The 14448-nt window shown below is 64.5% G+C and carries 13 protein-coding genes; 4 read left to right on the top strand and 9 right to left on the bottom strand.

The window, feature by feature from the left end; translation table 11 throughout:
* Positions 1-174 precede the first annotated feature (174 nt).
* Positions 175-1161, top strand: coding sequence for a LacI family DNA-binding transcriptional regulator (locus MTR66_RS17005; RefSeq protein WP_243923250.1), 987 nt, complete (start codon positions 175-177; stop codon positions 1159-1161).
* Here the strand turns inward: MTR66_RS17005 and MTR66_RS17010 are convergent.
* The 3 genes from MTR66_RS17010 to MTR66_RS17020 all read right to left on the bottom strand — a co-directional run bounded on the left by MTR66_RS17010 (position 1154) and on the right by MTR66_RS17020 (position 3896).
* Positions 1154-2425, bottom strand: a complete 1272-nt coding sequence (locus MTR66_RS17010; RefSeq protein ID WP_243923251.1) for an MFS transporter — start codon at positions 2423-2425, stop codon at positions 1154-1156. The genes MTR66_RS17005 and MTR66_RS17010 overlap by 8 nt on opposite strands.
* 100 nt (positions 2426-2525) lie before the next feature.
* Complete coding sequence (locus MTR66_RS17015; RefSeq protein ID WP_243923253.1) at positions 2526-3011, bottom strand: VOC family protein; 486 nt, start codon at positions 3009-3011, stop codon at positions 2526-2528.
* Between the two features lie 93 nt (positions 3012-3104).
* On the bottom strand, positions 3105-3896 hold the full coding sequence (locus MTR66_RS17020; protein ID WP_243923255.1) for an SDR family NAD(P)-dependent oxidoreductase: 792 nt from the start codon (positions 3894-3896) through the stop codon (positions 3105-3107).
* 329 nt (positions 3897-4225) lie between these two features.
* On the opposite strand from MTR66_RS17020, the gene MTR66_RS17025 reads away from it, so the two are divergent.
* The gene (locus MTR66_RS17025; protein WP_243923257.1) at positions 4226-5479 is read left to right on the top strand and encodes a CaiB/BaiF CoA transferase family protein; all 1254 of its coding nucleotides are present in this window, start codon (positions 4226-4228) and stop codon (positions 5477-5479) included.
* 30 nt (positions 5480-5509) lie between these two features.
* Here the strand turns inward: MTR66_RS17025 and MTR66_RS17030 are convergent, their stop codons facing one another.
* The 4 genes from MTR66_RS17030 to MTR66_RS17045 form a co-directional block, all read right to left on the bottom strand.
* Positions 5510-6190, bottom strand: a complete 681-nt coding sequence (locus tag MTR66_RS17030; RefSeq protein ID WP_243923259.1) for a polyamine aminopropyltransferase — start codon at positions 6188-6190, stop codon at positions 5510-5512.
* A gap of 314 nt (positions 6191-6504) precedes the next feature.
* Entirely contained in the window at positions 6505-7287 is a 783-nt protein-coding gene (locus tag MTR66_RS17035; RefSeq protein ID WP_243923260.1) for an enoyl-CoA hydratase-related protein, read from the bottom strand.
* Positions 7288-7428: 141 nt separating this feature from the next.
* Entirely contained in the window at positions 7429-8409 is a 981-nt protein-coding gene (locus MTR66_RS17040) for an NAD(P)H-dependent flavin oxidoreductase (RefSeq protein ID WP_243923261.1), read from the bottom strand.
* 42 nt (positions 8410-8451) lie between these two features.
* A complete protein-coding gene (locus MTR66_RS17045) occupies positions 8452-8604 on the bottom strand; it encodes a hypothetical protein (protein ID WP_243923262.1) in 153 nt (50 codons plus the stop codon).
* Between the two features lie 68 nt (positions 8605-8672).
* Here MTR66_RS17045 and MTR66_RS17050 point away from each other — a divergent pair, with 68 nt between their 5' ends.
* Positions 8673-10112 carry an aromatic ring-hydroxylating oxygenase subunit alpha gene (locus tag MTR66_RS17050; RefSeq protein ID WP_243923263.1) on the top strand — a complete coding sequence of 480 codons (1440 nt, stop codon included), beginning with the start codon at positions 8673-8675 and terminating at the stop codon, positions 10110-10112.
* A gap of 112 nt (positions 10113-10224) precedes the next feature.
* Complete coding sequence (locus MTR66_RS17055) at positions 10225-10611, top strand: VOC family protein (protein WP_243923264.1); 387 nt, start codon at positions 10225-10227, stop codon at positions 10609-10611.
* A 154-nt stretch (positions 10612-10765) separates the two neighbouring features.
* Here the strand turns inward: MTR66_RS17055 and MTR66_RS17060 are convergent, their stop codons facing one another.
* Both MTR66_RS17060 and MTR66_RS17065 read right to left on the bottom strand, forming a co-directional pair.
* The gene (locus MTR66_RS17060; protein ID WP_243923265.1) at positions 10766-13054 is read right to left on the bottom strand and encodes a S9 family peptidase; all 2289 of its coding nucleotides are present in this window, start codon (positions 13052-13054) and stop codon (positions 10766-10768) included.
* A 58-nt stretch (positions 13055-13112) separates the two neighbouring features.
* A complete protein-coding gene (locus MTR66_RS17065; RefSeq protein WP_243923267.1) occupies positions 13113-14387 on the bottom strand; it encodes a DUF1214 domain-containing protein in 1275 nt (424 codons plus the stop codon).
* Between the last annotated feature and the right edge of the window lie 61 nt (positions 14388-14448).

The following is a 14448-nucleotide window of genomic DNA, read 5'->3' on the forward strand; positions in this document are numbered from 1 at the left end:
AGGCCGGTTTTGCACGTCCTTTCCCGTCATCCTTGCCGTTTTGCCGCCTGTAATCCGTGTGAAACCTTGACTTAGCGCTCCGTCCCATTTCCTTAAGGGCCAACCGATTTTACCCAGATGGTTCCGCAAGGCGCGGGCCTTGAAGGATTGCCGATGAAGGTCCCCTCTTCGCGAATGACCATTACCGAGATCGCCGAACTGGCCGGCGTCTCGAAAAAGACGGTCAGCCGCTACTTCAACCATGCCGAACTGCTGAGCGCGGAAACGAGGGCCAAGGTTGAGGCTGTCATCGCCGATACCGGCTTCGTGCCCAATGCCCAGGCGCGCGCGCTGGCGCTGCAGCGCAATTTCCTCGCCGCGCTCATCCATGACAATTCGGACCGGGGCGTGTTCGAACTGGTGGAAGCTGGCATGACGGAAGCGCTCGAAGGCAGCGAACTGGCGCTTGTGCTGCAGCCCTTGCCCCCGGGTGATGCAGCCGCACGGCTGCGCTCGTTCCTCGACCGCCTGCGCCCGGCCGGCGTCGTCCTGCTGCCGCCGCTGTCCGAGCGTGAGGATCTGGCGGACATCTGCGCCCAAGCCCAGATCCGTTGCGTGCGTCTGGGCCGGGTGCGCGGCGAAAACGGGCTCGCCTGCGACGATCGCAGCGCCATGGCCACGCTCGTCACCTGGCTGGTTCGCATCGGGCACAGCCGTATCGGCCTTGTCGGCGGCCCTGAAAGCTCGCTCACCGCGCAGCAGCGCGAACTGGGATATCTCGATGCCATGGCCGATCACGGACTGGACCGGGGTCCCTCGCTGATTGTTTCCGGGGACAATACGTTCGAATCCGGCATTTCGGCCGGGCGTCTGCTGCTGGAAGTCAGCCCCCGCCCCACGGCCATCGTCGCCTGTAACGACGAAATGGCGAACGGCGTGCTCCATGCCGCGGCACAAGCCGGGGTCTCGGTGCCCGGCGAACTGTCTGTCGTGGGGTTCGACGATACCGCCCTCGCCGCCCGCACCTTGCCGCCGCTGACGTCGATGCATGTGCCGTGGACCGCCATCGCCCGCGAAGCCGTGGCCCGCATCATGAGCGGCACGCCTCAGACGCAAACGGCCGGCGGGTTCGAGACCGATCTAATCATCCGCGATTCGGTAGCGCCTGCCGTCACTACGTGACGCGCGCGGCTTCCCGTTTGCTCCAGTCCGGATAGGGGCCCAGCCCCAGCAGCAGCAGCGCGCTGAGCAAGGTCAATACAAACCCGCCCCACAGGCCGGGCACATAGCTGTGCCAGACGTCGTAAATCACGCCGCCCAGCACGGGGCCCAGCCCCGATCCCGCCGCGATCAGGCTCGCCATCAGCCCGAAAATCGCACCGAACTTGCGCATGCCCGAATAGGCCGCGGTGAGGTAGCCCACCAGTTGCAGCTTGGTGCCTCCGGCATAGCCATTGATCATCAGCGCCGCGATCATCGCCCAGGCCGGTGCCCCGGGCATGAGCAGCAGCAGGAACGATACCGCCGTTGCACCGATGGTCAGCCCGCCAACCCACCGCGCCGGGAACCGGTCCAGCAGCGATCCTGTAATCAGCTTGCCCGCAATCCCCGAAAGCCCCGCCGGGATCGCATAGAGCGCTGCGGTTTCGCGGCTGAAACCGGCCTCGGTCAGGATCGGGATCTGGTGGACGACAAGACCGATGGTCACGGTCATGATCACGAAAGTGGAAATCGCGATGCGCCACAGCGCCGGATCGCGCAGCGCCTGCGGCACCGTCAGTCCCGGCACGTCCAGCAATGCGCGCGATTTGGCCTGCTCCGGGTTGGCCTCACGCTGCTTGCGGCTGATCTCATAGCCATCGCGCAGCCAGAGCAGGCACATCAGCACCGCCACCGACCCCCAGCCCACGGCCATCCAGACGAAAGCCATGCGCCAACCGTGCACGCGGATCAGATATTCGGCAACCGGAGGCGCGAAAGCCTGCGCCAGCGCCGCTCCCGAAAGCACCAACCCCAAGGCCAGCCCGCGCCCGGCATCGAACGTGCTGTTCGCCGATGCAGTCCAGACCGTGGACTTGGTCATCAGCGCGGCCACCGTATAGGCGGCCCAGATCGCGAACCACTGCCACACCGATCCATCGAGCAGGCTGAGCGAACTGATCACCCCTGCCATCAGCACCAGCCCGGGGAGCGCCATCCGGCGCACGCCCCACTTGTCGATGAACACTCCGAACAGAGGGGAGAACAGGAACGTCAGCAATGCAGTGATCGAGACGCCTGAGGCCGTAAGCGTCCGGCTCCAGCCGAACTCGCTGCTGATCGGGCCGATAAAAAGCCCCATGGCGGCCGTAGTGATCGATGTGAACGAAAAGCCGATAGCCGCTGCCAGCACCATCTTCCAATGGCGGCGGAATTCCTGCCCCGCAGTCAGTTTCGCATCGGCCAAGCCGCTCTCTCCCTCTGGCCGCGTGCCTTTTCCGGCGCGTCGGCCTCTCTGCCTACCGGTTGCGGAAGCGGCCGCCAGTTCCCGCACGGGGACTGGCCCGTCAATCCGCCGGAGCCCGCTCGCGCAGTTCCTCCAGCGTGAAGCCATTGGCAGGCGCGCATTGCTGCACTTCGATCACATTGCCTTCGGGATCGTAGCCGTAGAGCGTCTTCACATGGCCCGCATCCACAAACTCGCGATCGTTGAAGGTCATGCCGCAGGCCTTGAGGTGCGCCATGTCCTTCTCAATCTCGGTCACGTCGATACACATGTGCGTATAGCCCCGGTCATAGGGCCGCAGCGGCCTGTCGAGACCGGACGCTGGCGCGCTGTATTCGAACAGTTCGAGGTAACAGGTGCCCGCACGCAGCATGTAGCCCCTGGCTTTCGAGCCGGGCACGTCGACGATGTAGTCCATCACCTCCATGTCCGCCCAGCCGAACCCGTCCTCGTCGACCGGCTCGAAGCCGAAAGCCTCGCAATAGAAGCGCTTCATCCGCGCGATATCGCGGCAGTTCACGCCGATGTGATGGATGCCTCTGATCATGCCCAATTCTCCCGGGGACGCTGTTTGCCCCGGACTATCCCGGATCGAGCATGACGGAGCAATCGCCGCTGCTTGACCGCAGCGGCAACGCGCTCATGCCTCGTCGGGCTCGATCCACCTGGTGCGGGTCACGCGCGGGCTGAGGTACTTGGTCGCCGTCCAGCCGCCATCGACGACGATCGACTGGCCATTAATCATCTCGCTGCCCGGCAGGCACAGGAACGCAATGACCGAGGCGATGTCCTCCGGCTGGGCGAGGCGCGGATAGGGCGTGGTCTCCACGTTGCTGCGCTTGAACACTTCGTCCTCGAAACGGTGGGCGACCATGTCGGTCATCGTCACGCCGGGCGCCACGCAGTTGGAGCGGATGCCGCGCGGGCCATATTCGCAGGCCATGTGCTCGGTCATCGACTTGAGGCCGCCCTTGGCCGCCGAATAGGCTCCGCCCCGGCGCCCGCCGATATGCGCGAAAGTGCTGGTGACGTTCACCACGCTGGCCCCGTCGCTGAGGTGCGGGATCGCATCGCGGCACAGGCGGAACGGCGCCACCAGCATGATGTCGAGGAAGGAATCCAGCGTCGGATCGTCCGTCTCATCAAGCGGCTTGGGGCTGCCGACACCGGCATTGTTCACCAGCGCATCGATGCGGCCGAAGCGTTCGAGCGTCTTGTCGACGATCATCTTCGGCGCGGCGGGATCGGTGACATCGGCGCTGATCGCCAGCACGTGATCGGGATTGCCGATGGCCGCTTCCAGCGTCGCCAGCTTGTCCTTGCTGCGGCCGACGCCGACGATCGCGAAGCCTTCCTTGTGCAGGAGCTTTGCCGTTTCCAGACCGATGCCGCTGCCCGCACCGGTGATGATCGCCACTTTCATCTCGCCCATATTCTTCCTTCCCTTCGGCCTCGCTGCCATGAGATGGCGGCAGCGCTTGCCGTCATTGCTTTTTCGTCATTGCGAGGGGCAAAGCCCCGCGGCAATCCAGAGTCGTGCAAACCGCCCTGGATTGCTTCGCTGCGCTCGCAATGACGAAGGGGGTAAACTTCAACCCGGGCGGCTTAACGTCGTTTTCCCCGCCGGACCAAGCCTGACGGGCGCGGCAAGCGCCCTTGATCGTCGCTGCGATGAGCACGCCCTGCCAACTTGGCCCGCCCCCGCGCGCTGGCTAGTGTCCGGCTTTCCGAAACACCAAAGAAGAAGCGACCGAGAGGACCATGACCCAGACCGCCCCCGCCAGCAAGGCAGCCCTCTCCGGCATCCGCGTGATCGACATGAGCCGTGTCTTCGCCGCCCCGGTCGGCGCCCAGATCCTCGGCGATCTCGGTGCGGACGTGATCAAGGTCGAACGCCCGGGCGTGGGTGATGACGGGCGCGGCTACGGCTTCTCATGGGTGCCCGGCAAGGACGGCGTGGAAACCCGCCATTCCAGCTTCTTCACCGTGTCCAACCGCAACAAGCGCTCGATCACGGTCAACCACCGCGAGCCGGAAGGGCAGGAAATTCTGAAAAAGCTCATCGAAACCGCCGATGTGCTGATCGAGAATTACAAAGTGGGCGACCTCAAGCGCTTCGGCCTCGATTACGAGAGCCTGAAGGCCATCAACCCGCGCCTGATCTACTGCTCCGTCACTGGCTTCGGACAGGACGGCCCGATGGCCGCGCGCCCCGGCTATGACGGGCTGTTTCAGGCAACCGGCGGCATGATGGCCGTCACCGGCATTCCCGATGGCCAGCCCGGCGCGGGGCCGCTCAAGACCGGGCCCAGCCTCGTCGATTTCGTCACCGGCCACAACACAGCGCTCGCGATCCTGGGCGCGCTGATGTACCGGAACCAGACCGGCGAAGGGCAGTATATCGACATCGCGCTGCTCGACAGTTCGGTGGCGATGGTCAGCCACATCATGCAGGACTACCTGATCAGCGGCAATGCCCCGCCCCGCCTCGGCAATGGCGGCAACGGCGGCGGCCCGGCTGACCTCATCTATTGCGCGGACGGCATCATCTACCTCACCGCCGGGACGGACGAACACTTCCGCCGTCTCACCGTGCTGATGGAACAGCCCGAGCTGTTCACCGACGAACGCTTCGACAGCAATTTCAAGCGCGGCAAGACCAACCGCGCCGAGCTGATGGACATCATCAACGCCTGGAGCCGCCAGTTTCCCACGGTGAAAGTGCAGGAAATGCTCGACGGTGTGGGCATCCCCGCCGCCAAGTACAACGAGCTGGCCGATGTGTGGGAAGATGAGCAGGTCCAGCACCGTCAACTGCGCGCCCGCACCCCGCACGCCTATGCGGAAAGCGGCCATGTCGACCTGATCGAAAGCCCGCTTGCCAAGATGAGCGAAAGCCCCGCCACCATCCGCATGGCCCCGCCGATGCTGGGCGAGCACAATGCAGATGTGCTGGGCGAGATCGGCTACAGCGCAGAGAACATTGCGGATATGAAAGAGCGCAAGATTATCTGACGCCGGGAGGGCTGTCCGGAACGCGGTATCTCAGGGTTTGCGGGCAAACCAGATGACGTGTTCCCAGCCCTTGCCGTCCGGCAGCGATGTCGCGGCCGATACCGATACGGTAAAACCGGCTTCCTCCAGACGCGCGGTAAAAACCGGGTCCGGCCAGGCCGACCATACCGCCAGAATGCCGCCGGGCCGCAATGCCCGTAACGCGTTGTGCAGCCCGTCTGGGGAATAGAGGCCATCGTTCTGCCTGCAAGTCAGGCCTTCGGGGCCGTTGTCGACATCCAGCAGAATGGCATCGTAGCCCTGCCGCGCCGCGCGGATCAGCCTGCCCACGTCTTCATCGACCAGCATGACGCGAGGATCATCGAGGCACCCCGCCGTGACATGCCGCATCGGGCCAAGCGCCCATTCGATGATCTCGGGCACAAGCTCCGCCACACACACGCTGGCATCGTCCGGCAAGGCCGCAAGCGCCGCGCGCAGTGTGTAGCCCATTCCATAACCGCCGATCAGCATGTGAAGGCCGCCGCGATTTCCCAGTCTGGCGCACGTCATCGTCGCCAGCGCTTCTTCGGAGGCGCTGGCATCCGTGCTCATGAGTTCATTGTCCTCCAACAGGATCGTGAAGCCATCGTCATCGCCGTGCCGCACCAGCCGCAATTCCACGCCGCCGGGCACATGCGCGATACCGACCAGCTCATCTTCCTCGGTCATGAATACTCCCGGCGCACCGCGCCTTTGGCCGTTAGCGGAACGGCCAGCCCGATTGCGCCGGAAAGACGCGTGTAAAACATCTCAATGAGTAGATCAGGGCCGGACTGGCGCCGGAGGAACGGGAGAGACGGCCTGCAACTTTCACCCCTGCTGCAAGCGGGAGCACGATGCGTCTCTCAGCCGGGACAGGCCTGCAAACGATGGTCCCGATCCACGTGTCATGAACGCCTTCGCACGGCGGTTCAAGCCGCAACCCGCCGCCGGGCCAATTCGCTGTGGACGGCTTTCGGCACTACCCCGGCCCCGCGCGGCCGTTAGCGCCCCTTGAACACCGGCTTGCGCTTCTCCGCGAACGCGGTGACGCCTTCGAGGAAATCCTCGGTCCGCCCGGCATCGCGCTGGCCGCGCCGTTCGGCCTGCAGCGCGGTTTCGAGGCTGGAATCGAGCGCGTCCCAGGCCATGCGCTTGATCAGGCCCAGCGAGCGCGGACCGGCGGCGAGAGATTTCGCCAGCGTCATCGCTTCGCTGTCGAGATCCGCTTCGGGCACGACTTTCGTGGCAAGGCCCCAGTCGAGCGCGGTCTTGGCATCGATCTTTTCGCCCAGCAGCATCATCCGCATCGCGCGCACGCGGCCGACCGCCTGCGCCAGCAGATAGGTCGCGCCGCCATCGGGCACGAGGCCGACATGGCAGAAGGCGCAGAAGAAGAAGGCATTGTCCGCCATCAGCACCACATCGCCCGCCGCCGCGAGCCCCGCGCCGTAGCCTGCTGCCGGGCCGCGGACCGCCGTGATCACCGGCTGTTCCATCCGCTTGATCGCCATGATCACCGGGTTGAACACCCGATCGAGCTGACCGCCGACATCGCGCATCGGATCGGCGAGCATGTCCTGCGCAGCGGCCAGGTTCGCGCCCGAGCAGAAGCCGTTGCCCTCCCCCGTCAGCAGCACGGCACGCGCATCCCTCGCGGCATGGTCGAAAGCATCGACCATTTCATGGCCCATCGGCTCGGTGACGCCGTTCATCGTCTTGGGATCGTTCAGCGAAATGCGCGCGACGCCGTCCTCGACGCTGTAGAGGATATGCTCGTAAGCCATTCAGGTATCTCCAATAACCCTTATCAGGCGGGCTGCCCCACCTCCGCTCGTGCTGAGCTTGTCGAAGCACGCTTAGCACAGCGCCTTGATTCCAACATCCTTCGACAGGCTCAGGATGAACGGGCGTTGAAAGGGCTTTCCTCAGCCCAGCATCGCGCCGAGCCGTCCCTTCACGATTTCTTCCGCCTCGCCGATCATGCCTTCGATCAGTTCCTGACAGCTCGGGATGTCGTGGATCAGGCCCTGGACCATGCCGGCCCAGAAGATGCCCTGATCGACATCGCCGCTCTTGAGCATCTCGCGCCCCACCGCGCCCGCGACATAGGGCTTGATATCCTCGAACACCGCATCGGGGCGGGCCGAAATCTCGACCACCTTGTCCGACACCGAGTTCTTGCCCACGCGTGCGGTGTTCTTGAACTTGCGGAAGATGAGGTTGGTGCCGCGCTCGTCGTTGTTCACGTAGAGCTGCTTGATGTTGTCGTGGATCGGAGCTTCCTTGGTGGCGCAGAAACGCGTGCCCATGTTGATGCCTTCGGCGCCGAGCGTCAGCGCCGCAACAAGCCCGCGCGCATCGCCGATGCCGCCCGAGGCCAGCATCGGGATCTTCACTTTGTCCGCTGCGGCCGGAATCAGGATCAGGCCGGGGATATCGTCCTCGCCCGGGTGCCCGGCGCATTCGAAACCGTCGATCGAAATGATGTCGCAGCCATGGCGTTCGGCGGAGAGCGCATGGCGCACGGCGGTGCACTTGTGCACGATCTTGATCCCGTGCGGCTTCACCATTTCCCATATCTCACGCACCTGCTGGGTGCCCGCTGTCTCGATGATCTTCACGCCGCCGTCGATCGCGGCCTGGGCATAGCCCTTGTAGTCGGGCGGCAGGATCGTGGGCAGCACGGTGATATTCACGGCAAAGGGCTTGTCCGTCATCGCGCGGCAGCGCTCGATCTCCTCGCGCAGCGCCTCGGGGCTCGGCTGGGTCAGCGCGGTGAGCGTGCCGAGGCCGCCCGCGTTGGACACCGCGCTCGCCAGTTCGGCAAGGCCCACGCCCTGCATGCCGCCCTGCACGATCGGGTGCTCGATGCCGAGCATCTCGGTGACGCGGGTCTTGAATGCCATGTCCTCTTGCCTCTCTCGCAATGCCTTTTTCCTGCGGTTTCGCTAGGGCAAGGCCGTGGCGGCATCAAGCGCAAGGCCCGTCTGCACCGGCCAGCCGGTGCGACTATCGCGGCAGCGCTGCGGCGCGGACTTGACCTGTGCGGCAGCGCTGCCGCGATTTAGCGCGCCTGCGATGATCTCGCGGCCTTGCGCCATTGCCTCGCCTCCTGCGGGCTCTACACTCGCTCCACAACAACAGACTCACGATCAAAAGAGGTGTGGGAGTGCTCAAATCAGCTGACGGAGGCCTGCGGCCCGTCCCCTTTCCCATCGGCGAACCCGACCGGATCCCGGCCAAGCGCTACTATGACAACGACTTCTACCAGGCCGAAGTCGAGCACTTGTGGGGCCACTGCTGGCAGATGGCCTGCCGCGAGGAGCAGATTCCCGAGATCGGCGACTGGATCGAGTACGAAAACGTCGGCAAATCCGTGATCATCGTGCGCACGGCGAGCGGCGTGAAGGCCTTTCACAACGCCTGCCGCCACCGCGGCGTGCCTTTCGCGGGCGGCACCCCCATCGGCGCCAGCCATGCCACGGCGCACGGCAACTGCTCCAAGAGCGGCTTCGTCTGCCCGTTCCACGGCTGGCGCTGGAACATGGACGGCGAAAGCACGCTGGTCTACGGCAAGCACTTGTTCAGCGAGCGGCAGCTTGAGGACGGCGATCTCAACCTGATCCCCTGCCGCGCCGAAGCCTGGGGCGGCTGCGTATGGATCAACCACGATCCCGATGCGCCTTCGGTAAAGGAAGCGCTCGGCCCGGTGGCGGACCGGCTCGATGCCCACCACATCGGCAAGCTGCGCGCCGAATGGTGCTTTGCCACCGAAATTCCGGCTAACTGGAAGATCGCGATGGAAGCCTTCATGGAAGGCTATCACGTGATGCAGACGCACCCGCAGCTCCAGCACGCGGTGCCGATGATGTACGACAGCATGTACGCCATGCCGGACAATCCCGACCGCACGCCGATGCTCGCCGATCCCTCGCTGACGATGGAAGAGAACATCGAGGCGATGATCGTCAACATGGAACGGCTGAGCGAAGGCATGGCCGGAATGCTCCATGCCAAGGAAGTGGAGATCGCCAAGAGCCTGCAGCACGCCACGCAGGGCCTGCCCGAGGACAAGGGGCAGGCGATGATGATGTGGCTGGGCATGGTGATGCACACCATCTCCACGCAGCTCAAGGAGAAAGGCGAGCCGATCCCGGACCTGTGCACCGTCGCGCAGACCGATCCGGTGAACGCGGTGGAGTTCCTGTTCCCGCACTACTTCCTGCTGCCCTATTTCAGCTCGATGTCGGCCTACCGCATCCGCCCGACCGGCCCGGAAAGCTGCTTCTTCGAGATCTGGTCGCTCACCTTCTTCCCCGAAGGCGAGGAGCCCGAACCGGTGATGGAGCCCACCGTGCTGCCCTATGACAGCGCCGATTTCCCGCCGATCCCCCGGCAGGACTATTCGAACATCCCGATCCAGCAGAAGGGCCTGCATGCGACCGGCTTCGAATTCATGCGCCTGTCCGAACGGGTGGAAGGCATGATCAGCAATTACCAGCGCATCATCGACGGCTACATCGCCGGTGTGCCGCAGGACAAGCTGGCCAAAGCCATCACCAAGCTCGGCGGCAATTTTGACGGGCCGATTCAGGATCTGGAATTCTGATCCAGCCGGAATGCCGGACACGAAAAGGCTCCGAAGTGCACCTTCGGAGCCTTTTTCATGGAAGGGAACCGGGTGCATAAGGGGGGCGAGAACAGCAGAGGAGACTCGCCTCATGATCGATCACATCGGTATTGTCGCCAGCGATTTCGCCGCCTCCAGACAGTTCTATGACGCGGCGCTCGCCCCGCTCGGTTTCAAGCGCGTCTTCGAAATCACCAAGGAACAGACCGGCGGCTATGCCGGGAGCGGGTATGGCCGGGACAGCAAGCCCTTCTTCTGGCTCGGCAGCGAAGGCACTCTGAGCAGCGGTCTCCATGTGGCGTTCCGGGCGGAGAGCCGGGCCGATGTCGATGCGTTCTACGCTGCGGCCATGAATGCGGGCGGGCGCGATAACGGCGGGCCCGGCCTGCGGCCATACTATCATCCCACCTATTACGGGGCCTTCGTGCTCGATCCCGATGGCATCAATGTCGAAGCCGTGTGCCACACGCCGGAGTGAGCGCCGCAGCATTCCTCCCTGTCCCCGCAGGGGATGGGGAGGTGGCGCGCACGAAGTGCGTGACGGATGGGTTTTGAGCCCCCTCCACCACCCGCTGCGCGGGCGGTCCCCCTCCCCATCCCCTGCGGGGACAGGGAGGATCGAGAAACGTCAGCTAGTCCCTCTCCTCAGGCGTCACGCCATGCCGCTGGAGGAAGTCGAAAATCGTATCCCACACGTGGACGCTGATCTTCGGCCCTTTCACCGCATGGGTATAGCCGGGATAGAACATCATCTCGAACGGCCGCGCGTCACCCTGCAGCTTCGCCGCCAGCGCGGTGCTGTTTTCGAACACCACATTGTCATCGGCCATGCCGTGCATCAGCAACAGCGGATCGGCGATCTTCACCGCATCGTCCAGCGCGTCTGACGCCGCATAGGCCTGCGGCACCTTGCGCGGATCGCCCATGTAGCGTTCGGTATAATGGGTATCGTAGAGTTCCCACTTCGTCACCGGCGCCCCGGCAATGCCTGCGGCATAGAGCCTCTGATCGGCCTCCAGCATCTTGAGCGTCATATAGCCGCCGTAGGACCAGCCGTAGATCGCGATCTTGTCCGGATCGACGAAGGGCAGCGATTTGAGATAGGCCGCCCCGGCCCGCTGGTCCGCCACTTCGACCGTCCCCATCGCATGGTGGATCTGGCTTTCGAACACCACGCCGCGATCGGCGCTGCCGCGGTTGTCGATCTCGAAGAAGATATAGCCCTTGTCGACGATCGCCTGCGGCAAGGCGCCCTGCCAAGCGCGCGAGACGGTCTGCACGTGCGGGCCGCCGTAATGCTCGAAGAACACCGGATAGCGTTTGCCGGGCTTCATCTCGGGCGTGATCATCATCCAGTGCAGATCGGAGCGGTCATCCGCCTTCACTGTGCCGAACGTCGTCTTCCGGTGACTGGCGACATAAGGCGCATAAGGATGCGAGGCATCGAGCGCATTTTCCTCCAGCCAGGCGAGCCGCTTGCCCTCGCCATCGGCGATGTAGCTTTGCGGCGGCTGCGTGGGCGAGGAGCGCGAGACGACGAAGGTGGTCGCATCGGTGCTGGCGACGGCGCCGTTATACCAGCCCATGTCCGTCAGCCGCTCGGGCGCGCCGCCCTGCAACCCGATGGCATAGAGCTGCGGCGCCAGCACATCGTCTTTCGTGCCGGTGAAGTAGATGCGGCCTTTCTTCTCGTCGACGCCGACAAGTTTCGTGACCACCCATTTGCCCGAAGTGAGCTGCTGCCACTGACCGTCCGCGAAATGAAAGAGATGGCCATAGCCATCCCGCTCCGACCACCAGATCAGGCTGCCGTCCTTCAGGAAGCGGTAGTTATCGGTGAGGTTGATCCAGCTCTTGTCCGCGCTGCGTTCGCTGAACAGCACGCGGCTCTTGCCGGTGTCCGGGTCCACCGCCAGCATGTCGAGCCGGGTCTGCGCGCGGTTCTCGCGCTGGACATAGAGCGTGCGGCCATCGCGCGCCCAGTCGACACGGGCGAGGTAGGTATCGGCATCGCCGCCCAGATCGACATCGACGCGCCCGCTGCCGTCCGGCTTCATCACCGCGAGCGAAACCAGCGCATTGGGCGTGCCCGCCGCCGGATAGCGCTGCTGGTAGGTCTTGGTGCCCTCCGCCCCGATGGCCGCGCGCGTCACCACGCCCACCGGCGCCTCATCGAAGCGCTCGACCGCAATGTGCGCATCGTCAGGCGACCACCAGTAGCCGTCCATCCGGCCCATTTCTTCCTGCGCGACGAATTCCGCCTCGCCCCAGTGCACGGTCTCCGCGCTTTCCTCGGGCGTCACCGGGGTCTGCGCGCTGTCGCCCAGCTTGCCGATCCACAGCCGCCGGTCGCGCACATAGGATAAGTAGGTTCCCTTGGGGCTCAGCGCGGAATTGAGCTCATCCTCGGGCGAATCCGTCAGGCGGCGCACCGATCCGTCGAGCCCGGCCAGATAGAGATCGCCGTCGAGCGGCACCAGAATGGCCTTGCCGTCCTGCGTCCAGTCATAGCTGACGATGCCCTTGATGCCGCTCAGGCGCTGGCGCTCGCGCTGCATCTTCTCGGCCTCGCTGAGTTCGCGGCCACTGCCGAGCTTCAGCGAATCGACCAGCATGCGCCACTGCCCGTCGCTGCGGTCATAGGCCCACAGATCGTAGCGATCGCGGTCTTCCGCGCGGTTGCGCAGCACCGTGATGTAGCGCCCGTCGGGCGAGATCTTCACCCCGCGCGGCTGCGGGCCATTGAGCGAAGGGCTGGCGAAAACGCGCTCGAAAGTAAGTTGGCCGGTCATGGCGTCCTTGTCGGCAGGCTTGTGGGCAGGAGCTGCCGCCACAGGCGCGGCAGCCAGCATCGAAGTGGTCAGGATCGTGGCAGGTGCCGCCAGGCTCAGGCAGGCAAACGTCAGGAAGTGTCTGGGCATGGGTCACATGCCTAGACCATTTCCGATGCGGATTGAAACGGTTACCTTTGCGCGTCCGTCACCACAGCGCACGCGCCTGATAAGCGCGGTTGCGCTCGCGCACGATGGCATCACGCTGTTCAGGCGTGACTTTGGCCACATCCGCCGGGAGAGACTTCAGAATATCCCTGAACTTCACTTTGGTAAGTGTTGGAATCGGATGGCTGCTGCACCCGGTCCAGCGCCCCTGGATGATCCCGCGCGGATAGCCGGATGTATCGAGCCAGTTCTTCACGCCGGGGTCTTTGGCCGAGACCACAACGCGCAGCTTGCCGTCCGGATCGGGCGCGGCCTGCGCGCCGTTGAGGCTGGCATGGTTGTTGGTCCAGTCGATCGTTTCGTAGAGTTCGTTGGTCAGGATCAGCGAGCGGTAACGGCAGCTCTCGGGCACATCGCTCTCGATGATCAGCGCTTCATCGTCCTTCAGATCGAACACGCCGTCATAGTAGAATTGCGATTCCAGCGCGCCTTCGGGCGGCACCATGACCTTGAACCTGTTGACATAGCCTTCCCCGGCCAGTTCCTCCACCCGGCCGACGAACATCGGCGCGAGATAAGCAACGGCACGGCTGAGGCCGTTGAGCCGCGCGGTCAGCTCCTGCGCGGACGGGCGCGGACGCCCCATCAGTGCGCCCACCCGCTCGATCGTCACGACCGGATCGGTTTCGTGGCCCCAGTCCGCGCTCATGAACCGCATCATCAGCCGGTGCGTACCGGGCTCCAGCTTCCAGAAATCGCCTGTGTAGCTCTCCGGCTTATCGCCAGCGAGCAGCACCGAGAAGCGCCCGTCCTTGTCCACCTTGAGAGTGGCAAGGTCGAGATGCGGCCGGTTGTTGCTGCCGGGCGCGACTTGCGCGATCACCGCAAACGGGATCGTGCCCGCCTTGCCGGAAATGCGATAAGCCTGCGTGGGATCGACCGCCGCCATCTTGTACACGGTATCCGCGTTGGGCTGGCCAACATTGAGCACTTGGCCGATGGCGGGCAGGAACACCGGCGCCTTGGGATCAGCCCCCAGCGCCGCAATCGAACTGCTCGCCAGAGCATCGAGCGCGATCCGGCCGATCTCGGCGCGGACCTGCGGGTCCTGCCGCATGTCTTCGGGCAATTTGGCCAGCATTCTGGCCGGAAGATCGCGCAGCGTATCCACGAACGCGTCCCAGCCGGCGACCGGCGAGGCCTCATCAGCCGCAGGCGCGGTCTGCGCGCGTGCCGCCAGCGGCAGGGCCACAAGCGCCAGTGCCGTCATTCCCGCGATGCCCTTGCCCAACGCCACAAAAGGGTGCCTTGCCATGATCGTATCTCCTCTCCCTGTTTTTCCGGGAGAGTGACCCGCCATGCACCGGCGGTCAATG

Source organism: Novosphingobium beihaiense, from assembly GCF_022832375.1.
In the GTDB taxonomy this organism is placed as follows: Bacteria; Pseudomonadota; Alphaproteobacteria; order Sphingomonadales; family Sphingomonadaceae; genus Novosphingobium; species Novosphingobium beihaiensis.

Coding starts and splice junctions, on each gene's coding strand:
- MTR66_RS17020 (WP_243923255.1), bottom strand. CDS start 3,896: ATGGGCGAGATGAAAGTGGCGATCATCACCGGTGCGGGCAGCGGCATC.
- MTR66_RS17065 (WP_243923267.1), bottom strand. CDS start 14,387: ATGGCAAGGCACCCTTTTGTGGCGTTGGGCAAGGGCATCGCGGGAATG.
- MTR66_RS17030 (WP_243923259.1), bottom strand. CDS start 6,190: ATGACCGAGGAAGATGAGCTGGTCGGTATCGCGCATGTGCCCGGCGGC.
- MTR66_RS17045 (WP_243923262.1), bottom strand. CDS start 8,604: ATGGCGCAAGGCCGCGAGATCATCGCAGGCGCGCTAAATCGCGGCAGC.
- MTR66_RS17005 (WP_243923250.1), top strand. CDS start 175: ATGACCATTACCGAGATCGCCGAACTGGCCGGCGTCTCGAAAAAGACG.
- MTR66_RS17035 (WP_243923260.1), bottom strand. CDS start 7,287: ATGGCTTACGAGCATATCCTCTACAGCGTCGAGGACGGCGTCGCGCGC.
- MTR66_RS17040 (WP_243923261.1), bottom strand. CDS start 8,409: ATGGCATTCAAGACCCGCGTCACCGAGATGCTCGGCATCGAGCACCCG.
- MTR66_RS17015 (WP_243923253.1), bottom strand. CDS start 3,011: ATGATCAGAGGCATCCATCACATCGGCGTGAACTGCCGCGATATCGCG.
- MTR66_RS17060 (WP_243923265.1), bottom strand. CDS start 13,054: ATGCCCAGACACTTCCTGACGTTTGCCTGCCTGAGCCTGGCGGCACCT.
- MTR66_RS17025 (WP_243923257.1), top strand. CDS start 4,226: ATGACCCAGACCGCCCCCGCCAGCAAGGCAGCCCTCTCCGGCATCCGC.
- MTR66_RS17055 (WP_243923264.1), top strand. CDS start 10,225: ATGATCGATCACATCGGTATTGTCGCCAGCGATTTCGCCGCCTCCAGA.